Source organism: Microbacterium testaceum StLB037 (genome assembly GCF_008763945.1).
In the GTDB taxonomy this organism is placed as follows: domain Bacteria; phylum Actinomycetota; class Actinomycetes; order Actinomycetales; family Microbacteriaceae; genus Microbacterium; species Microbacterium testaceum_G.
Genome location: NZ_VTQH01000003.1, coordinates 127,197 through 145,256, shown reverse-complemented (window position 1 = coordinate 145,256; position 18,060 = coordinate 127,197). Strand labels below are relative to the sequence as shown.

The 18,060-nt window shown below is 69.5% G+C and carries 21 protein-coding genes and 1 tRNA gene; 7 read left to right on the top strand and 15 right to left on the bottom strand.

The window, feature by feature from the left end; translation table 11 throughout:
• Nucleotides 1–72: 72 nt before the first annotated feature.
• From aztD to aztB, 4 genes are read right to left on the bottom strand one after another with little or no spacing between them, the layout of a single operon-like run.
• Nucleotides 73–1,275 (bottom strand): zinc metallochaperone AztD, encoded by a 1,203-nt coding sequence (gene aztD / locus F9B98_RS13000; RefSeq protein WP_150958144.1) that lies wholly within the window; start codon nt 1,273–1,275, stop codon nt 73–75.
• Between the two features lie 32 nt (nt 1,276–1,307).
• On the bottom strand, nt 1,308–2,207 hold the full coding sequence (aztC, locus tag F9B98_RS12995) for a zinc ABC transporter substrate-binding protein AztC (protein ID WP_150958141.1): 900 nt from the start codon (nt 2,205–2,207) through the stop codon (nt 1,308–1,310).
• Nucleotide 2,208: 1 nt separating this feature from the next.
• Nucleotides 2,209–3,465, bottom strand: coding sequence for an ABC transporter (locus tag F9B98_RS12990; protein WP_150958139.1), 1,257 nt, complete (start codon nt 3,463–3,465; stop codon nt 2,209–2,211).
• Nucleotides 3,466–3,497: 32 nt separating this feature from the next.
• Nucleotides 3,498–4,352, bottom strand: a complete 855-nt coding sequence (gene aztB, locus F9B98_RS12985) for a zinc ABC transporter permease AztB (RefSeq protein WP_150958137.1) — start codon at nt 4,350–4,352, stop codon at nt 3,498–3,500.
• A 47-nt stretch (nt 4,353–4,399) separates the two neighbouring features.
• On the opposite strand from aztB, the gene aztA reads away from it, so the two are divergent.
• Nucleotides 4,400–5,074 carry a zinc ABC transporter ATP-binding protein AztA gene (gene aztA / locus F9B98_RS12980; RefSeq protein WP_191966838.1) on the top strand — a complete coding sequence of 225 codons (675 nt, stop codon included), beginning with the start codon at nt 4,400–4,402 and terminating at the stop codon, nt 5,072–5,074.
• Here aztA and F9B98_RS12975 read toward each other — a convergent pair.
• Nucleotides 5,046–5,474 carry a MarR family winged helix-turn-helix transcriptional regulator gene (locus F9B98_RS12975; protein ID WP_191966836.1) on the bottom strand — a complete coding sequence of 143 codons (429 nt, stop codon included), beginning with the start codon at nt 5,472–5,474 and terminating at the stop codon, nt 5,046–5,048. The two genes, aztA and F9B98_RS12975, sit on opposite strands and share 29 nt — an antisense overlap.
• A 141-nt stretch (nt 5,475–5,615) precedes the next feature.
• Between F9B98_RS12975 and F9B98_RS12970 the strand changes: the two genes are divergently transcribed.
• On the top strand, nt 5,616–5,984 hold the full coding sequence (locus F9B98_RS12970; RefSeq protein WP_150958131.1) for a hypothetical protein: 369 nt from the start codon (nt 5,616–5,618) through the stop codon (nt 5,982–5,984).
• Between the two features lie 88 nt (nt 5,985–6,072).
• On the top strand, nt 6,073–6,420 hold the full coding sequence (locus tag F9B98_RS12965; protein WP_150958129.1) for a hypothetical protein: 348 nt from the start codon (nt 6,073–6,075) through the stop codon (nt 6,418–6,420).
• A gap of 56 nt (nt 6,421–6,476) precedes the next feature.
• On the opposite strand, the gene F9B98_RS12960 is transcribed toward F9B98_RS12965, so the two are convergent.
• The 3 genes from F9B98_RS12960 to F9B98_RS12950 all read right to left on the bottom strand — a co-directional run bounded on the left by F9B98_RS12960 (nt 6,477) and on the right by F9B98_RS12950 (nt 8,028).
• Nucleotides 6,477–6,561, bottom strand: a tRNA-Tyr gene (locus F9B98_RS12960).
• Between the two features lie 88 nt (nt 6,562–6,649).
• Nucleotides 6,650–7,531, bottom strand: coding sequence for a PfkB family carbohydrate kinase (locus F9B98_RS12955; protein WP_150958127.1), 882 nt, complete (start codon nt 7,529–7,531; stop codon nt 6,650–6,652).
• Complete coding sequence (locus F9B98_RS12950; protein ID WP_150958125.1) at nt 7,528–8,028, bottom strand: FBP domain-containing protein; 501 nt, start codon at nt 8,026–8,028, stop codon at nt 7,528–7,530. Before F9B98_RS12950 ends, F9B98_RS12955 begins: the two co-directional genes overlap by 4 nt.
• An 88-nt stretch (nt 8,029–8,116) precedes the next feature.
• Here F9B98_RS12950 and F9B98_RS12945 point away from each other — a divergent pair, with 88 nt between their 5' ends.
• The 3 genes from F9B98_RS12945 to F9B98_RS15980 are packed head-to-tail and all read left to right on the top strand — an operon-like array spanning nt 8,117 to nt 9,412.
• Nucleotides 8,117–8,605, top strand: coding sequence for a YajQ family cyclic di-GMP-binding protein (locus tag F9B98_RS12945; RefSeq protein ID WP_150958123.1), 489 nt, complete (start codon nt 8,117–8,119; stop codon nt 8,603–8,605).
• A gap of 22 nt (nt 8,606–8,627) precedes the next feature.
• Nucleotides 8,628–9,269 carry a dihydrofolate reductase family protein gene (locus tag F9B98_RS12940; protein ID WP_150958121.1) on the top strand — a complete coding sequence of 214 codons (642 nt, stop codon included), beginning with the start codon at nt 8,628–8,630 and terminating at the stop codon, nt 9,267–9,269.
• Nucleotides 9,266–9,412 (top strand): hypothetical protein, encoded by a 147-nt coding sequence (locus F9B98_RS15980; RefSeq protein WP_191966898.1) that lies wholly within the window; start codon nt 9,266–9,268, stop codon nt 9,410–9,412. Before F9B98_RS12940 ends, F9B98_RS15980 begins: the two co-directional genes overlap by 4 nt.
• A gap of 15 nt (nt 9,413–9,427) precedes the next feature.
• Here the strand turns inward: F9B98_RS15980 and F9B98_RS15975 are convergent, their stop codons facing one another.
• Together F9B98_RS15975 and F9B98_RS12935 are read right to left on the bottom strand one after the other, a co-directional pair.
• Nucleotides 9,428–9,568, bottom strand: coding sequence for a hypothetical protein (locus F9B98_RS15975; protein WP_191966835.1), 141 nt, complete (start codon nt 9,566–9,568; stop codon nt 9,428–9,430).
• 47 nt (nt 9,569–9,615) lie between these two features.
• Nucleotides 9,616–11,319, bottom strand: coding sequence for an AMP-binding protein (locus tag F9B98_RS12935; RefSeq protein WP_150958119.1), 1,704 nt, complete (start codon nt 11,317–11,319; stop codon nt 9,616–9,618).
• Between the two features lie 130 nt (nt 11,320–11,449).
• Here F9B98_RS12935 and F9B98_RS12930 point away from each other — a divergent pair, with 130 nt between their 5' ends.
• Nucleotides 11,450–12,073, top strand: a complete 624-nt coding sequence (locus tag F9B98_RS12930) for a DUF6518 family protein (RefSeq protein ID WP_150958117.1) — start codon at nt 11,450–11,452, stop codon at nt 12,071–12,073.
• A 32-nt stretch (nt 12,074–12,105) separates the two neighbouring features.
• Here F9B98_RS12930 and F9B98_RS12925 read toward each other — a convergent pair whose 3' ends face one another.
• The 5 genes from F9B98_RS12925 to F9B98_RS12905 form a co-directional block, all read right to left on the bottom strand.
• Nucleotides 12,106–13,374 (bottom strand): ABC transporter ATP-binding protein, encoded by a 1,269-nt coding sequence (locus tag F9B98_RS12925; protein WP_150958115.1) that lies wholly within the window; start codon nt 13,372–13,374, stop codon nt 12,106–12,108.
• Nucleotides 13,375–13,386: 12 nt separating this feature from the next.
• The gene (locus tag F9B98_RS12920; RefSeq protein WP_150958113.1) at nt 13,387–14,235 is read right to left on the bottom strand and encodes a carbohydrate ABC transporter permease; all 849 of its coding nucleotides are present in this window, start codon (nt 14,233–14,235) and stop codon (nt 13,387–13,389) included.
• Nucleotides 14,235–15,203, bottom strand: a complete 969-nt coding sequence (locus tag F9B98_RS12915; RefSeq protein WP_150959062.1) for a carbohydrate ABC transporter permease — start codon at nt 15,201–15,203, stop codon at nt 14,235–14,237. Before F9B98_RS12915 ends, F9B98_RS12920 begins: the two co-directional genes overlap by 1 nt.
• 8 nt (nt 15,204–15,211) lie before the next feature.
• Nucleotides 15,212–16,477 carry an extracellular solute-binding protein gene (locus tag F9B98_RS12910; protein ID WP_150958111.1) on the bottom strand — a complete coding sequence of 422 codons (1,266 nt, stop codon included), beginning with the start codon at nt 16,475–16,477 and terminating at the stop codon, nt 15,212–15,214.
• 175 nt (nt 16,478–16,652) lie between these two features.
• Complete coding sequence (locus tag F9B98_RS12905) at nt 16,653–18,026, bottom strand: FAD-dependent oxidoreductase (RefSeq protein WP_150958109.1); 1,374 nt, start codon at nt 18,024–18,026, stop codon at nt 16,653–16,655.
• Nucleotides 18,027–18,060 lie beyond the last annotated feature (34 nt).

Below are 18,060 nucleotides of genomic sequence, written 5' to 3'. Positions count from 1 at the left end.
TCGCAGCTCGTCCCTCTCCTCGCAGATTCCGCGGCGGATTCTGCGAGGAGAGTGCGCACCTGCGAGCGCGCGTCAGTTCGTCAGCGCGATCTCGTTCGGCGTCTGCTCGAGCGTCACGCTCCTCACGACCTCACCGGTGGTGAGGTCGACCGCGTGCACGGCGTTCTTCGCGGGCTCGGTCACGTAGGCGATATCGCCCGAGACCTTGATCGCGGGGTGGGCATCCTGCCACTCGGCCGGGCCCTCCCACGCGTCGATCACGGGGAAGGCATCGGTGAAGACACCCTTCTCGAGGTCGAAGACATGGATGGACCCGTCCGAGGCGAGGATGTACCCGAGGTCTCCGGGGCCCCGCGCGAGGTCGCGGAAGGTGTACTCGGCACCCGCGGGCATGTCGACGATCGTCTGCGTCTTGGCGGCGGTGTCGACCACCGAGACGCGGTGCAGCAGGTAGCCCTCGGCGTCGCGGTCGTCCTTGTAGTCACCGAGCACCAGGGGGCTCGTCTCGCTCACGAACATGTTGCCCGAGCGCCCGTACGGCTGGTCAGGAGCGTCGATCTTGGTGATCTCGCCCTTGTCGTAGACGAGGGCGCCGTTCTCGCAGCCGAAGACGACGACCTCGTTCTGCGCCGTTCCCTCTCCGTGCACGCCGGGGCACGTCGCGTTCTCGGCGACGGTCGCGCCCGAGGGGTCCTTCACGACGATGCCGGTGCGGCCGTTGGCGTTGCCCACGGTGGTGACGAACGACCCGTCCTCGAGCACGATCGAGACGCCGTGGTGCGCCTCGACACCGGGGATCGTCTGCGCCTCGGGAAGGGAATCGGTGGATGCCAGGAGGGCATCGGTGTCGAAGATGGTCGAGTCGCTCGTACCGTCGGCGTAGAGCACCGTCTTCCCGCCGTGCGTGACGACGTGGCCGGGCTTGGACGCCGGGAACACGAGGTCGGTGAGCTCGGGCTCGGACGCCGAGGTCCCGGCATCCAGCACCTGGAATCCCTTGCTCGTGGTCACCATGACGTGCTGGCCGTCGCCGGCGGAGTTGAGGCGGGTGAACTCCTCGGACGAGAAGTCGCCGAGGGTTTCGAGGCTGTCGCCGTCGAGCACCAGGATGCCGCCGGCGTACGACACCGCGACGCGCGTGGCCGCATCGGCCGGGGCACTCGAGGCCGGAGCGGCCGACCCGGGTCCGGTTCCGCCGGCACAGGCCGACAGGGTGACGGTGGCGCCGATCGCGAGGGCGACCAGTCCCGCGCGGGGCAGGGAGAAGCTGCGCATTCGTATCTCTTTCTGGGGTGGGGTGGGTCTCGTCAGGGAGAGAGCCCGGTGGCGATGCGCTGCGTGTTGACGCGCATCATGGTCAGGTAGTCGGGGGCGTCGCCCGAGGCGTCGGTGAGCGACTCGGTGAACAGCTCGGTCACCTCGACGTGCCGGTCGGCCTCTTCGGCGAGAGCGCGCACGAGCCGGTCGGGCGACGACGACTCCGTGAAGATCGTCGGCACCTTCGCCTCGTCGATCGCCGACACGAGGTCGGCGAGATCGCTCGTGCTGGGGGCCGCGAGGGTCGTGCCGCCGGGGATCACGGCACCGATCAGGCGGAAATCGAACCGCTCGGCGAGGTAGCCGAACACGTGGTGGTTGGTGACGAGGGCGCGGCGTTCGGCGGGGATCGCGGCGAAGGCCGCGGTCATGTCGGCGTCGAGCTGCTCGAGTTGCGCGCGATAGGCGGCCGATCGCTCGCCGACCGCGGCGCCGCCGAGCTTCTCGAGCTCCGGGGTGAGCCGGTCGACGACGGCGATCATCTGCGCGGGGTCGGTCCAGAAATGCGGATCGTCCGCCCCGTCGGCGTCGGTCGAGGTGTACGGCAGCACGGTGACGGCATCACCGGCGACGATCGTGCTCACGCCGTCGCCGGCCGCCGCGTCGAGGTGCTGCTGCAGGCCCTCTTCCAGCCCGAGCCCGTTGGCGACCAGCAGGTCGGCCGAGCGCATGCGCGCGGCCTCCGCTGCGGAGATCTCGAACGAGTGCGGGTCGGCCCCGGGTCGCATGAGGGTCAGGATCTCGAGGTCGTCGCCGGCGAGGTTCGACACGACGTCGCCGAGGATGTTCGTGGTCACCACGACCAGGGGGCGATCGGACGCCGCGGTCCCGGCGCAGCCGGTGAGAGCCAACAGGGCGGCCGCGGCGAGGGCGGCGAGGGTGCGGCGCATGTCAGCGTCCCGTCTCTGCGAAGAAGAGCGGAGTGCGCTCGGGGGTGAACTCCCGCGCGACCCGCGCGTCGTCGGCGAAGTCGATCTCCCACATCCGGTTCTCGGCGGGTCCGTTGAGGTACGCGCGCTGCTGGTCGGCCACGAGGTGCGCGGGCCGTCCCGCGGCGAGACTCTCCGAAACCAGAGGAGCGGATGCCGCGCGCACCGCGCCGGTGTCCGCGTCCAGCACCAGCACGCGGCCACGGGCGGTGAGGGCGAGGAGGTTCGCGTTCTTGTCGTCGACGGCCGTGACCTGCACCAGCGGCTCGGGGGCGGGCAGGAGCGTCCACGCGCGCTCGCGGGTGTCGAGGATCCAGATGCCCGCGTCTCCGGCGAGAGCCGCGACGCTCGGCCGCCCCTCGCGATTGGCGAACGCCGTGGCGGGCGGGGCGGTGGTTCCCGACGGGTACGGGATGACTTCGACGACCGGTTGCTCGCCCTCGACGCTCACCAGGACGGCGCCGTCTCGGCATCCGATCACCGCTCCGACGCGGGTGGTGATCGTGCCCGCGGGGTCGGCGCACGGGGTCGCCTCCCCGGTCGTCGTGCCGTCGACCGCGTGCAGGGACACCTGCCCCGCCGCAGCGATCGCCGCGAACGAGCCCGCCGGGACGACGAGCCCCGGGCCCGGCTCCGTGGTCAGGCGGAAGTTCTCGGCCACCTCTCCCTTCGACAGCGCTTCGGTGTCGAGCAGCACCGCCTCGCCGGAGTCGGGGAAGAACACCCCCGTGCCCCCGGTCGTCGACGAGTTCGAGGTCGCCACGGTGGCGACACCGCGGCCCGCGACCTCGCCGATCACCCGCGCGGGGGCCCGGTAGTAGTGGAAGTGGTCGACGTGATCCCACGTCCACACGCCGCTGTCGACGATGGAGACGCCGTCGGCGTCGGCCGAAAAGAGGTACCGGCCGTCGGAGTGGACGGCCGCGGGCGCCCGCACGGTTCCGAGATCGGCGGTGGTCTCCTTGAGCAGGTCGAGGTGCGAGACCCGGCCGTCGGCGTCGATCGAGGTGAGGCCGAGGGCGGGCTCGGCGAGCTCCGCGGCTCCGTCGATCTGACCGTGGTCGTCGGATGAGGCGCTGGCGATCGAGGCCGACGGTGCGGACGGAGCGGCGCAGCCGGCCAGGGCGAGAAGCACCAGCGCGCCGAGGGGCGCGAGGCGTCGCGGAGTCGGGAGGCGTCGAGGGGTGGAGAGTCGTCGGGGGGTCGCGAGGTGGGGCATAGGGGGCTTTCCGGATGGAGCGGGAACGAGGGTCAGACGGGGACGACGAGCGCGGCAGGAGTACGACGGCGCACGGTGGTGGCGGCCAGCCGCAGGAGCCATGAGATGCCTGCGGCGGCGATGGCGGTGGCGGCGATGGTCGCCCCGGCCGCGGTGGCCGCGTGCCACGACACCAGCAGCCCGACCGCGACGGCGACCGCGCCGATGGCGGCGGCGAGGACCATCGTCGAGGGGATGCGCTCGGTCCACTGGCGCGCCGCCACGGCCGGAGCGACGAGTAGACCGACGACCAGGAGCGAGCCGACCGCCTGGTACGACACGACGACCGCCAGGGTCACCAGGCCCACGAGCACGGTCTGCGCCACGCGCGGGCCGAGACCCAGCACCCGCGCGACGCGCTCGTCGATCGCGAGGGCGACGAGGCTGCGGTGCGTCAGGCCCGCGGCGGCGATCCCGACCGCGACCGCCACCGACAGCACGATCAGATCGGCGCTCGTGACGGCGAGGATGTCGCCGAACAGGATCGCCGTGGCATCCGTCGCGAAGCTCCCCGCGTGCGAGATCACGATCACACCGAGGGCGAGCATCCCCACGAAGAGCAGGCCGATGCTGGTGTCGTAGGAGAGCTTCGCGCGCCGCTGCACGATGCCGATGCCGAGGCTCATGACGACGGCGCTCGCCGCCGCCCCGAGAAGCACGGGAACACCCAGCACGGTGGCCAGCGCGACGCCCGGGAGCATGCCGTGCGCGAGCGCCTCACCGAGGAAGGCCATGCCGCGCACGATCACCCAGGTGCCCGCCACCGCGCACAGGACCGCGACGAGCACGCCGCCGAGGAGGGCGCGCTGGACGAATTCGAGAGAGAAGGGATCGGTGAGCCAGGACACGATGTCCGACCGTAGCGTTAATTGAGAACGGTTATCAAACTCATATGATGGTGATCGTGATTCCCCGCGACCCGCACCCCCCGGCCCTCCGCGCCCGCGGCCTTCGCGTCGAATTCCCCGGGACGGTCGCGCTCCACGACGTCGACCTCGACGTGTCCGGTGCGGCTCTCACCGTGGTCGTCGGCCCCAACGGCGCGGGCAAATCGACGCTGCTCGAGGTGCTCGCGGGCGCACGCCGCCCCACCGCCGGAACCCTCGACGTCGGCGATCGATCACGCGCCTTCGTCCCTCAGCGCGCAGCCGTCGGGGAACACCTCCCCCTCACCGCCCGCGACGTCGCGACCGTCGGGGCGTGGGGCAGCGTCGGACCCTTCGGCCGCCTGACCCGCGCGCATCGCGACGCGATCGATCTCGCGATGCGGCGACTGGATGTGGCGCACCTGGCCCGGCACCCGTTCTCCTCCCTCTCGGGCGGGCAGCGTCAGCGCACTCTTCTGGCCCAGGGACTCGCCCGACGGGCCGACATCCTGCTCCTCGACGAGCCGACCACCGGACTCGACGCGGCGAGCGCCGACCTGAACCACGCGGCGATCGACGACGAGATCCGGCGCGGCGCGACGGTGGTGTGCGTCAGTCACGACGATCGGCTGATCGCCCGAGCGGATCGAGTCGTCCGACTCGAGGCGGGAGGCGTCAGGCCCGCGTACGAACCCGCTCCGTGATGCGGCGCAACAGCGCCGCAGCGGCCTCGGCGGTCTCGCGCGGCTCCGCGCGAACCGCTGCCTCGATCTCGGACGGGAAGCGACGGAGGGCATTCCACGGCTCGGCGCGGAGGTCGACCTCGAGGTAGATGTGGTTGACGCGGCGATCGTCGGCGTCGAGCTCGCGTCGCAGCAACCCGCGCCCGATCAGGCGGTCGACGAGAGTGGTGACCCCGGCGGGCGTCACTCCGAGACGCGCGCGGAGGTGCGAGGGACGGATGCCGGGTTCGTCGCAGATGCAACACAGAGCAGCGGATTCCAGCTCACTCACACCGAGGTCGGCGCGCGCTCTCGCAGCCGCCTCGTCGCGCGCTCCGACGTACTCGTCGAGCGCCAGCGTCAACGCAGAGGACTGTGTCATTCCGCCACCTCCTCCTTCTGGCCCGGCCGGCCACACCTCCACCATAGTGAACATCTCAAATATTTCGCGTTATTAATTAATTTTGTGAACTACGTGCTACGTTAGTGATCAGCCCGTCGTCCCCAACCGAAGGAGATCGCCATGGCCACGTTGTTCTACGGATCCGACAAAGACCCGATCGTTCTGCCCGATCGCCTGATGGGATACATCAAGGTGATCGCCTCGACCAAGCTCCGCCGCGGTGAATCGTTCACCCTGACGTGGACCGGCACCGAAGAGGAAGCCGGCCGCTCCACGATCTGGCTGCAGCCGTCCATTCCGCTGCGCTTCGTCTTCGATGCGACCGAGCCCGAGAAGCTCGTCGGCGAATACCTCCGTTCCCTCGCCGATCAGGCGAACGCCGCCTCGGGCCTCGTCATCGACACCCGTACGTGGGAGGCCGCCGAGCAGGCGACTCACGTACCCGCGCGTACGACGCGCCCCGCCGGTCGCCCGGTCAGCGCGGCCTGATACCACCTCGGGCCGCATCGCTCAACCCCCGCTCCGATCCCTGCATAATGTGGGGGCGCGCATTCGCGCGAATGGATCGGAGAGACCTGTGCCGGTACGCAAGCTGCTCGACAAGTCCCTCCTCGAGGCGTGGCTGACGGAATTCCGCGAGCTCGGATATCTCACCGGCAGCGACATCCGCGTCCTCGATCAAGAGGATGAAACCGATCCCGACTCCGGGCTCATCGTCGTCGACCTCAGCGAGGCGAAGACGATCACCTACCTCCAGCCCATCCCCGACGGCGGCGGCGGCTGGAAAGCCACGATGGAGGCGCGTGACGCCGCCATCGAGCTGGGGGCCGTCGCCCTGGTCAACCTCGGCAACGAGGTGAACGTGCTCGGCGCGCTCGTGGCCTTCCTCGAGACGAAGTCGCGGGCGCTGCTGGCGGCGGGCTGAAATCAGGCCCCGGGGGCAACGAAAAAGGGCACCCTATCGTGTGCCCTTTTCTGTGATGGTGGCGAGTGAGGGATTCGAACCCCCGAATGCAATGCAGTCTGATTTACAGTCAGATCCCTTTGGCCGCTTGGGTAACTCGCCAGGTGCGCACCCGTCCGGCTTTTTCAGTCGACCGGAGGCGCGATAGACCACTCTACTATCCCGGAAGGGATGCTCGAAACCATGGCGGTCACTCGGGCGTGCGCAGCAGGGCCCCCTCGTGCCGGCAGGTCGCGGCGGCGACGTCCATGGCGCGCGAGAGCACGGCATCCCACTCCTCCGCATCCGCGGGCAACCGGTCGCGAACGAGGGCGGCCGTGGTGGCGAGCACCGCGTCTCCCCCGCCCATCGTGTCGATGATGCGTCCGGGGAGATCCGAGGTCGGGCGCGACACCGACGTCCCGGCGGCGTCGATCGTCGCCCCGCCCGCGCCGTAGGTGGCGAGCACCGCGCCCACGCCCAGGTCGACGAGTCGAGCGCGAAGCTCGTCCAGGGGCGTGCCGTAGAGCAGCTGCGCGTCGTCCTCGCCGACTTTCACGAGAAGGGCACCGGATGCCGCCCGCTCGAAGCCGCGGACGAACTCGGCGCGGTCGTGCAACATGCCGCTGCGCGGGTTGGGGTCGATCGCCAGGGGCGTCGACGGTGCCGCCGTCGCCTCCACCAGGAGCGACGCTTGCTCGGGGTCGTCGAAGGGGAAGCAGCTCACGACGACCATGGGGGCCGCCGCGATCGCGGCACGCTCGGCCTCGCCGTACGTCACGCGACGGTTCTGCGCCGCGTCGTTGAAGACGTACTCGGGCTCACCGCCCGGAGAGCGCGTGCTGACCGCGCGCGACGACCCGTGTTCGGCGGGGCTCGCGAGCAGGTCGACGTCGTACTCGTCGAGGAACGCCCGGATCTGCTCTCCCGCCGCGTCGTCTCCGACCATGGCGATGAGGGATGCCGGCACTCCGAGCCGCGACAGGCCCACGGCCACGTTGAGCCCCGCCCCGCCGACGAACTCGCGGGTTCCGGTCTCGTCGCGGATCTCGTCGATCAGCGCGTCGCCGATGACGACGACCCGCCCGGTCACCGCGAGACCTCGGCGGAGTCGAGCACGCGCGCGACGAACTCCTCGGTGCGGCGCTTGGTGCCGTCGATCTTGCGGTCCACGCTCGCGCGGATCTCGCTGGGGGCGAGCGGGGCGGCGAGGCGCACGGTCTCGTGGCACGACATGTCGGCGCAGATGTAGGTGCCGACGGTGTCGCCGTGCTCACCGGCCGCTCCCGCCTTACGCGCCGTGAACAGCGACACCTGGTCGCCCGGCTGCATCGTGTGGCAGAGGTTGCACATCGCCGATCGCGCCCGCGACTGGCCCTCGGCTGCGCGCAGCACGATCGCGGTGGGCTCGCCGTCGGTCTCGGTGAGGACGTACCCCCGCCCGCGCGTGCGCGGGTCGCGCCAGGCCAGGAAGTCGAGGTGGTCCCAGTCGGTCAGCAGGAAGTCGTGCGGAAGCTCGACGACCCGCAGCTCCTCCGGGGCGGCATTGACGAACGCCGCCCGCACCTCTTCTTCGGTGAGTGCTCGCATGGCATCCGAGTCTACGAGCGCCTCTACCGGTGTGGGTCGGACGATGTCGAGGGGGTGTGGACGAGGGGGGCGCGAATAGAATCGGATCATGGCTGATTCTTCGTTCGACATCGTCTCCAAGATCGACCGGCAGGAAGCTGACAATGCGCTCAACCAGGCGCACAAAGAGGTGGAGCAGCGGTACGACTTCAAGGGCACCGACGCCTCCATCGCCTGGAGCGGCGACTCGATCGTCATCAAGGCGAACTCCGAGGAGCGCGCGAACGCCGTCCTCGACGTCTTCCAGACCAAGCTCATCAAGCGCGGCATCTCGCTGAAGAGCCTCGAGACCGGCGAGCCCGTGCAGAGCGGTAAGGAATACCGCATCACCTCGACCCTCAAAGAGGGCATCTCGCAAGAGAATGCGAAGAAAGTCAATAAGATCATCCGCGACGAGGGCCCCAAGGGCGTCAAGTCGCAGATCCAGGGCGACGAGCTGCGCGTGCAGTCGAAGTCGCGCGACGACTTGCAAGAGGTGCAGCGCATCCTCAAGGCCGCCGACCTCGACGTCGACCTGCAATTCACGAACTACCGCTGAGCCTCATCTCCGGAGTAATGCCATGGCCGTCCGCGTCGATCTGAACATCTCGCTGGACGGGGTGGCGATGCCCGCCGACCCCACGCCCGAGAACCCGATGGGTGAGGACTGGGGTCGGATCGTCGCCGACTACATGGCGACGAGGACATTCCGCGAGCGCGTCTTCGGTGACATCTCGGGCTCCGGCACGACCGGTGTCGACGACCGTTACGCGGCGGAATATTTCGAGGGCATCGGCGCCGAGGTGATGGGCGCGGGGATGTTCGGGTTGCACTCCTTCCCCGACGACCCCGAGTGGCGCGGCTGGTGGGGCGACGAACCGCCGTTCCGCGTCCCCGTGATCGTGCTCACGCACCGCCGGCGCGAACCCCTCGCCTTCGCCAACGGCACGCGCTTCGAGTTCTCGTCGGAGAGCATCACGGATGCCGTGGCCCGGGCAACCGATCTCGCGGCCGGCGCCGACGTGCGGGTGGGCGGCGGCCTGTCGACGGTGCGCTCCGCGCTGGCGGCGGGTCTCGTCGACCGGCTTCACGTCGCCGTCCGCCCCGTGATCCTCGGACGCGGTGGGCGCCTCTGGGATGACTTGCGCAACCTCGACCAGGACTACGCCGTCACCTCGGAGGTCGCCGAGAGCGGCGTCGTGCACGTCACCTTCGCGCGGTGAGCGAGATGGGCCAGCCGATCAGCCCGCTCACGTGCCCGACGTGCGGCGACCCCCTGCGGTTCGAGATCCTCGACGACGAGCGCTTCCTCGTCGCGTGGTCCTGTGTGAACTGCGGCCTGATCCGGACGACCGAGCCGGTCTGAGCGTCGAAGACGCGTTCAGCCCTCGATGCCGTTGATCATCTGCGTGATCTCACGCTCCGTCTCGCGACCGATGTTGCGCTCCTCCGTGCGCGAGGGCATGTCGCTGTCGTCGTCGACGGAAGGGTTCTCGAACGGCTGCTTCTGATCCTTGTCCATGACCCGATGCTCACACGCCGGCCCGGTGGATGCGAGGGGGTTGCGCGTCAGCGGTCGCCCCGCAGGGCGGCATCCGTCCACTCGACGCAGTCGACCTCGCCACGGAACGCCGCCTCTTCGCGCTGACGCAGTTCGACCCGGCGGATCTTGCCCGAGATCGTCTTGGGCAGATCGAAGAACTCGACGCGGCGCACGCGCTGGAACGGAGCGAGCCGCTCGCGCGCGAAGCGCAGGATGTCGAGGGCCACCTCCTCGCCGGGCTCGTGACCCCCGGCGAGCACGATGTAGGCCTTGGGAACCGCGAGACGCAGCTCGTCGGGCGCGGGCACGACCGCGGCCTCGACCACCGCGGGGTGCTCGATCAGCACGCTCTCGAGCTCGAAGGGGCTGATCTTGTAGTCCGACGCCTTGAAGACGTCATCGGTGCGTCCGATGTAGGTGATGCTCCCGGTCTCGTCGCGCCGCGCGACGTCACCGGTGTGGAAGAGCCCGTCGGCGAACGCCTCGGCGTTGCGCTCGGGGTCGCCCACGTACCCGGTCATGAGGTTCACGGGCCGCTCGGCGAGGTCGATGCAGATCTCGCCCTCGTCGCTGCGCACGCCCGTCACCGGGTCGACGAGCACGACCGGGCACCCGGGCAGCGGGCGCCCCATCGACCCCGGTACGAGCTCACCGCCCGGGGTGTTCGCGACGACCGCGGTCATCTCGGTCTGCCCGTAGCCGTCGCGGATGTCGAGGCCCCACGCGCGCTGAACCGAGGCGATCACCTCGGGGTTGAGCGGCTCCCCCGCCGACACGACCTCGCGCAGTGATCCGCGGCGCCCGGTCAGATCGGCCTGGATGAGCATGCGCCACACCGTCGGCGGCGCGCAGAAGGTGGTGACGCGGTCGTTCTCGAGCTCGGTGAGCAGGCGCTCCGCCGAGAAGCGCGAGTAGTTCAGGGCGAGCACCGTCGCTCCGGCGATCCACGGCGCGAAGAACAGGCTCCACGCGTGCTTGGCCCACCCCGGCGAGCTGATCGCGAGGTGCACGTCGCCGGGCTGCAGCCCGAGCCAGTACATGGTGCTCAGGTGCCCGACCGGGTACGACGCATGAGTGTGCTCGACGAGCTTGGGCTTCGAGGTGGTTCCCGAGGTGAAGTACAGCAGCAGACGCTCATCGGCGGTGGTTCCCGGATGCCGTGCAGGCTCCGCCGCGATCGCGAAGGCGTCCGAGTAGGTCGCCCATCCCGCGTGCGAACCACCCACGACGATGCGGCCGAGACCCTCGGGCAGGTCGTCGAACTTCTCGGCGTCCCCCGCTCCGACGACGACGTGGCGGATCTCGGCGCGCTCGATGCGGTCGGCGAGGTCGACCGACCCGAGGGCCGTGGTGGTCGGGGCGATCACGCCGCCGAGCTTCATGATGCCGAGCATCGCTTCCCACAGCTCCACCTGGTTGTCGAGCATGAGCAGCACGGTCTCGCCACGGCGGACGCCCCGCGTCTCGAGCCACGCGGCGACCTGGTCGGAGCGCCGCGCGAGCTCGTCGAAGGTGCGCTCATGGTGCGTGCCGTCGTCGTCGACGACGATGAGCGCCGTGCCGTCGTTGCCGCGCGCCATCGGGTCGAACCAGTCGATCGCCCAGTTGAACGGACCCTCCAAGCTCGGCCACGAGAAATCGGCGGCCGCGGCCGGATCGGATCGGACGGCGAGAAGGTGGTCGCGAGCGGCGCGGTACTGCTCGGTCGCGGACGCGGCGGTGGGGGTCATGGGGCTCCTTCGAACGCGTCCTACGCTAGCCCCCTCACCCCTTCCCCGGCCCTTGCTCACCCTCGAGGATGACACGCGAGCCATCCCGAGACGGACGCGCGAGCGTCGAGGCGCGCCTACCGTGAGGGGCATGCACCCTCGGCAGTGGCTCCTCCCCGCCCTTCTCGTCATCGCGGCCTCGCTCGTCCTGGGCGGGCTGACGAGCTACGGACAGACGTACCTTCCGTTCGAACTGACGTCGTTCGCGAACTCCGCCGGAGGCTGGACGATCCTCACGTTCGGTCTGATCGGGGGGGCGCGGCTCAGGCCCCTCCCCGCGGCGGTGCTGGGGGCGGTGTCGTTCGTGCTGCTGGTCGAGGGGTACCGCATCGTCTCGGGTCTGCGCGGGTACTCCTACGCTGAACCGTTCCAGGACACATGGACGATCGTCGGCCTGGTCGCGGGTCCCGTCGTCGGCCTGTCGGCGGCACTGCTGCGCGGCACGTGGACGGCGTGGAAGCCGCTCGCCGCGTCGCCCATCGTGGCCGTGCTGGTGGGAGAGGGGATCTACGGCCTGACCGTCGTGGCCCAGACCACGAGCCCGGTCTACTGGGTCATCGAGATCGTGCTCGGGGTCGCGCTCCTGGTCGCCGCGATCGTCTCCGCTCGGCCGCGCGTCGTTCCGAGCCTGCTCGGTGCCCTGGTCGCGGCGGCGGGAGCCGCGCTGTACAGCGGAGCGATGCTGTGGCTCGCCGCCGCGTCCGCCGGCGGGTGAAGTCCGACCGACCCGGGATCGCCCAGCCGGGCTCAGCGCGAGGCTGACGCTCCCTCGCGCTCCTGGCGCTCCTTCGCCCGCTCGAGCGCGCGCGTGCGCGCCGCCCGCGCGTCCTCCTCGAGCTTCTCGGCCTTCGCCTCGTCGCGCGTGAGGTTCACGCCCGTCTCGGGGTCGAACAGGTGCAGGGAATCGGGCGAGAACCACAGCCGCGCGGCGTCTCCCGCGCGGACCGAGCTCATGGCATCCAGCGCCACGACCAGTTCGGTGCGCAGGCCCTCGCCGTCGAGGTCGCGGTCGAGCTCCGACAGCTTGTCCTTCACCGTGGCGTCGGTCTCGTACGGCACGTAGGCGTAGAGCACCTCGCCGAGCCACTCGGTCATCTCGATGTCGAGCTCGGCGGTGACCCCTCCGGTGAGGTCGCGCTCGGTGGCATCCGCGTCTTCGAAGGCGTCGGGACGCACGCCCACGATCACCAGGTCGCGCCCCTCGACGGCCTTTCGCAGCCGGTCGTCGAGCGGGACGTCGGCGATGGGCAGGCGCAGGGTGTCGCCGTCGACGGTTCCGCTGAGGAAGTTCATCGGCGGCGAACCGATGAAGCCCGCCACGAACAGGTTCACCGGCTGGTCGTACAGCCCGCGGGGGCTCGCGACCTGCTGCAGCTCTCCGCGGCGCAGCACGGCGACGCGGTCGCCGAGGGTCATCGCCTCGGTCTGATCGTGCGTGACGTAGACGGTGGTGATGCCGAGCGAACGCTGCAGGCGCGCGATCTCGGTGCGCATCTGCCCGCGCAGCTTCGCGTCGAGGTTCGACAGCGGCTCGTCGAAGAGGAACGCGCTGGCGTTGCGCACGATCGCGCGACCCATGGCCACGCGCTGGCGCTGCCCACCGGAGAGGTTGGCGGGCTTGCGCTCCAGATGCTCGTCGAGCTCGAGCAGCTTCGAAGCCCGGCGCACCCGCTCGTCGATCTCTTCATCGCTGAGGTCGCTCGACTTCAGCCGCATCGGGAACGCGATGTTCTCGTACACCGTGAGGTGCGGGTACAGCGCGTAGTTCTGGAACACCATCGCGAGATTGCGGTCCTTGGGCGCCTTGTCGTTGACCACCTCGTCGGCGATCTTGAGTTCGCCATCCGAGATGTCCTCGAGCCCGACGATCATGCGCAGCAGGGTCGACTTGCCGCACCCCGAGGGCCCGACGAGGATCACGAACTCCCCGTCGGCGATGTCGAGATCGACGCCTTTGACCGCGGTGAAACCGTCGTCATAGGTTTTCACGATCCTGTTCAGGGTGATGGATGCCACGAGCTCTCTCCTTTATCCCTTGACGGCGCCCTGCGTCAGACCGGACACGATCCGACGCTGGAAGATGACGACGACGATCACGATGGGGATCGTCACCACGATGGCGGCGGCCGAGATGGCGCCGGTGGGTTCTTCGAACTGCGAGGCCCCGGTGAAGAACGACAGGGCCGCGGGCACCGGGCGGGCGGCATCCGTCGATGTCAGGGAAATGCCGTAGACGAAGTCGTTCCACGCGATGAAGAACGCGATGATCGCGGTCGTGAAGACCCCCGGGGCGGCGAGCGGCACGACGGTCTTGCGGAAGGCCTCGAACGGCGTCGCGCCATCGACCTGGGCGGCCTGCTCGAGCTCCCACGGGATCTGGCGGAAGAACGCCGCGAGCGTCCAGATCGAGATCGGCAGCGTCAGCGACAGGTACGGGATGATCAGCCCGAGCCAGGTGTCGTAGAGCCCGACGACGCGCCACAGGTTGAACAGCGGCGTGACGATCGACACGATCGGGAAGACCGACACGGCGAGCGCGGTGGTGAGGATGATCCGCTTGCCGGGGAAGTCGAGCCGGGCGATCGCGTACGCGCACAGGGTCGCGAGCACCACGGCGATGAACGTCGCGATGAGCGAGATGCCGATCGAGTTGCGCAGCGCCGGAAGGAAGAGGGCCTGCGCGCTCCCGCCGGGGGCGAGGATCGTGGCGTAGTTGTCGAGCGTCCACTCCTGCGGCAGGAGGGTGCCCGAGAACAGGCCGGCGGGCGTCTTGAACGAGGTCATCAGGATCGAGAAGACCGGGAACAGCGACCACACCAGCACGGCCGCGATGATCACGAGCCACATGATCCGCTGGGGCCAGGTCATTGCGCGCATCAGCCGTTCCTCCCCGCCGACAGGTCGACTTTGAATCCCTTGATGAAGATGCCCGCGATGACCAGGACACTCAGGAACAGCAGCACCGAGATGGCCGAACCGAGACCGATCTCGAGGCGTCCGATCGAGGTGTTGTAGGCCAGGAGCGACAGAGCCTCGGTGTCGTTCGCGCCGGCGGTCATGATGAAGATGTTGTCGAAGATGCGGAACGCCTCGAGGGTGCGGAACAGCACGGCGACCATGATCGCGGCCTTCATGTTCGGCAGGATCACGCGGCGGAGCACCTCCCAGCCGGTGGCGCCGTCGACCTTGGCGGCCTCTTCGAGGTCGCCCGGCACCTGGGCCAGGCCCGACAGCAGCAGCAGCGAGATGAAGGGCGTCGTCTTCCAGACCTCGCTGAGGATGATGACGGTGAGCGACGTGCTCTGCGAGGCGAACCAGTTGAGGTTCTCGTCGAACCCCGGGATCCACGACAACCAGTTGTTGACGTACCCGCCGGAGTTGATGTCGAAGGCGTAGAAGAAGGCGAACGCCGAGACGACGGTGATGATGCCGTAGGGCACGAGGATCGCGGTCCGCGCGAAGCCGCGGAGCTTCTTGATCGCGCGGTGCATGACGAGTGCGAACCCGAAGCCGATGATCAACTCCAGCAGCACCGTGACGACCGTGATGAACAGCGTCACGCCCATCGACTGCCAGAACGCCGGATCGCCGAGGATCACCTGGTAGTTGCGGAACCAGATGAACTCCCGGTCGTCGGGGGCGGTCAGACGCAGGCTGAACAGCGAATCCCACAGCGCCTGCACGATCGGGTACAGGGTGACCAGCAGCATGATGCCGAAGGCCGGCCCCGCGAGCATCCACCCGAGGCGGGCCTCGGCCCGTGCCCGGTCGGACTTCCGCGCCTTCGGCTTGGTCGCGGCATCCGGACTCTTCCGCTCGGCCCGGACCTTCCCGGTGGCGGCGATCTCAGCAGTCACAGCAGTCGCTCCCCTCTGAGCACCGCGAGGATGAAGTCGGTCGAGGACTGCGGCGTCGAATCCAGGTTGACGGCGTTCGGCGGATGCCACGTGCGCTGCAGTCCGATGGAGATCTCGTTGTAGTACGGGGTCTGGGGCCGCGGCGCGCCGAGCTGCAGCGACTCCGCGATCGTGGGCGCCATCGGGAACTTCTCGTTGACCTCGGCGTCGTCGTAGGCCGCGAGGTTCGAGGGCGGGTTGCCGTTGGTGACGAAGTACTGCGCCTGGTTCTCGGGGGTCACGATGCACGCCACCGCCTGCCAGGCGAGGTCGGTGTGCTCGCTGTAGGCGCCGACGCCGAGGTTGATGCCTCCGACGGGCGGGGCGGCCGGGGTCCCGGCATCCACCCGGGGATAGACGGCCCAGCCGAGATCGTCGATCACCTCGGGCGCCGCGCCCTGCATCGCGGGGTAGACGAAGGGCCAGTTGACCATGAACGAGCCGTTGTCGCCCTGGAACAGGTTCATGCTGGCGTTCTCATCGGCGGTGGGAAGACCCGGTCCCCCCAGGCCCGACGAGCCGATGCGTCCGATGATGTCGGCGGCCTTCTTGCCGGCATCCGACTCCAGGCCCAGCTGCATGTCGTCGGGCTTCGCTTCGGGGTCTTCGAGGATCTGCCCGCCGCCCGAGGCGACGAGGGCGTTGATCCAGACCGTGAGCGACTCGGCCAGCGCGCCCTGGACGCCCAGCTGCTTGTTCTGGTCTTGCGCCGCCTGCATGATCTGGTCCCACGTGACCGGCTGCGTCATGTCGAGGCCCGCGGCCTCGGCGACGGACTTCCGGTACCAGAGCAGCTGCGTGTTGGCCCAGAACGGCACCGTGACCAGCTCGCCGTTCCAGCTCGCCGACTGCACCGCGCCCTGCACGACCCCGTCGGTGTTCTTCAGGTCGTCGGGTACCGGCGCGAGGAAGCCGGGCTCGGCGAGCTCGGGGATGAACGGCGGGTCAAGGCTCATGATGTCGAGGGAGCGGTCGCTCGCGGCGAGACGACGAGCGAGCTGCTCGCGCTGCGAGGCTGCATCCCGCGGGAGCAGGGAGGTCTCGATGCGGTAGGCCCCGTCGGCCTGTTCGTTACAGGATGCCGCGATCTCGGCCTGGCCGCCGTCGTCGGGGTTGATGTACCAGGTCAGGGTCGGCACGCCATCGCCCGCGGAGCACGCACCCAGTGTGCCCGCGAGAGCGAGGGCGGAGGCCCCGGCCACGATCCGTCTCACCGCTCGCATCCGGCCCCCTCGCCTCGGTCGGGAGCTGTACGGCCCCCTCGTCGTGGCCCCATCCTGCCGAAACCCTATGGACGGGGGCACGAGGCTTGCCCCGGGTGAGGACGGGGTGGTACTCGCGCGGGGAGGAACGCAGAACCGCCCCGTCCGAAGACGGGGCGGTTCGACGAAACGGGCTCTACTCGCCGCGCGAGATCGCGATCATCTCTTCGCGCGGGACCACCTTGATGCGCGCGCGCTCGTGCGGAGCGCCGAGGGCGACCTCGTGTTCGTCGAGGCGGTGCCAGCCGTCGAGATCGGTCCAGCGCACGCCGCGCTCCTCGAGGAGGGCCGGGATGGCCTCCTCCTCGGGGTGGGCGGGGCGCCACCACTCGCCCTGGTCGTTGATGACGTGGCGCACGGTCTCCATGGCATCCGACTTCGTGTGTCCGATGAGGCCGACGGGGCCGCGCTTGATCCACCCGGTGGCGTAGACGCCCGGCAGGCGCGAGTTCGAGTCGGCCGCGAGCACCTGACCCTCGTGGTTGGGGATGACACCGTGCTGCTCGTCGAAGGGGACGTCCTTCAGGGGCGAACCGAAGTAGCCGACCGCGCGGTAGAGGGCCTGGATCGGCACCTCGCGGATCTCGCCGGTGCCGACGACCCCGCCCTCGGCGTCGGGCTTGGTGCGCTCGTACTTCAGCGCGGCGACGCGTCCCTCGGCGTCCGCGACGACCTCGACGGGCTTGGCCCAGAAGTGCAGGTGCAGGCGACGCGACGCCTCTCCGCCGGCGTTGTTGACGCCGGGGCGGGTGCGCCACTGCTGCAGCACGCGGTCGATGACCTTGACCTGCTTGTTTGTCTGGATCGCGGCGAGGGAGGCCTCGTCGTAGTCGAAGTCCTCGTCGTACACGACCATGTCGACGTCGCGCAGCTCGCCGAGCTCGCGCAGCTCGAGGGGCGTGAACTTGACCTGCGCGGGACCGCGACGGCCGAAGACGTGCACGTCGGTGACGGGCGAGGCCCTGAGCCCCTGGTACACGTTGTCGGGCACCTCGGTGGGCAGCAGGTCGTCGGCGTGCTTCGCGAGCATGCGGGTGACGTCGAGGGCGACGTTGCCGTTGCCGATCACCGCGACCGACTCGGCCTCGAGCGGCCACTCGCGCGGCACGTCGGGGTGACCGTCGAACCAGCTGACGAAGTCGGCGGCGCCGTACGAGCCCTCCGCGTCGATGCCGGGGATGTCGAGGTCGGCGTCGCGGATCGCGCCGGTCGAGAAGATCACGGCGTTGTAGTGCTGCTTGAGGTCGTCGAGGGTGATGTCCTCGCCGAAGCGCACGTTGCCGAAGATGCGGATGTCACCACGGTCGAGCACCTCGCGCAGCGCCGTGACGACGCCCTTGATGCGCGGGTGATCGGGGGCGACGCCGTAGCGCACCAGACCGTAGGGCGCGGGCAGCTGCTCGAACAGGTCGATCGAGACGTCGAACTGACGCTCGGACTTCAGCAGGATGTCGGCGGCGTAGATGCCGGCGGGGCCGGCTCCGACGATGGCGAGGCGCAGCTTCGTCATGGGTTCCTCTCGATCGCGATCGGGGGGTGGGGCG

Excerpts from the sequence above, each read along its gene's own strand:
- aztD (WP_150958144.1), bottom strand. The coding sequence starts at position 1,275 with ATGCGCAGCTTCTCCCTGCCCCGCGCGGGACTGGTCGCCCTCGCGATC.
- aztC (WP_150958141.1), bottom strand. The coding sequence starts at position 2,207 with ATGCGCCGCACCCTCGCCGCCCTCGCCGCGGCCGCCCTGTTGGCTCTC.
- F9B98_RS12990 (WP_150958139.1), bottom strand. The coding sequence starts at position 3,465 with ATGCCCCACCTCGCGACCCCCCGACGACTCTCCACCCCTCGACGCCTC.
- aztA (WP_191966838.1), top strand. The coding sequence starts at position 4,400 with ATGGTGATCGTGATTCCCCGCGACCCGCACCCCCCGGCCCTCCGCGCC.
- F9B98_RS12975 (WP_191966836.1), bottom strand. The coding sequence starts at position 5,474 with ATGACACAGTCCTCTGCGTTGACGCTGGCGCTCGACGAGTACGTCGGA.
- F9B98_RS12970 (WP_150958131.1), top strand. The coding sequence starts at position 5,616 with ATGGCCACGTTGTTCTACGGATCCGACAAAGACCCGATCGTTCTGCCC.
- F9B98_RS12950 (WP_150958125.1), bottom strand. The coding sequence starts at position 8,028 with ATGCGAGCACTCACCGAAGAAGAGGTGCGGGCGGCGTTCGTCAATGCC.
- F9B98_RS12945 (WP_150958123.1), top strand. The coding sequence starts at position 8,117 with ATGGCTGATTCTTCGTTCGACATCGTCTCCAAGATCGACCGGCAGGAA.
- F9B98_RS12940 (WP_150958121.1), top strand. The coding sequence starts at position 8,628 with ATGGCCGTCCGCGTCGATCTGAACATCTCGCTGGACGGGGTGGCGATG.
- F9B98_RS15975 (WP_191966835.1), bottom strand. The coding sequence starts at position 9,568 with ATGGACAAGGATCAGAAGCAGCCGTTCGAGAACCCTTCCGTCGACGAC.
- F9B98_RS12935 (WP_150958119.1), bottom strand. The coding sequence starts at position 11,319 with ATGACCCCCACCGCCGCGTCCGCGACCGAGCAGTACCGCGCCGCTCGC.
- F9B98_RS12930 (WP_150958117.1), top strand. The coding sequence starts at position 11,450 with ATGCACCCTCGGCAGTGGCTCCTCCCCGCCCTTCTCGTCATCGCGGCC.
- F9B98_RS12920 (WP_150958113.1), bottom strand. The coding sequence starts at position 14,235 with ATGCGCGCAATGACCTGGCCCCAGCGGATCATGTGGCTCGTGATCATC.
- F9B98_RS12910 (WP_150958111.1), bottom strand. The coding sequence starts at position 16,477 with ATGCGAGCGGTGAGACGGATCGTGGCCGGGGCCTCCGCCCTCGCTCTC.
- F9B98_RS12905 (WP_150958109.1), bottom strand. The coding sequence starts at position 18,026 with ATGACGAAGCTGCGCCTCGCCATCGTCGGAGCCGGCCCCGCCGGCATC.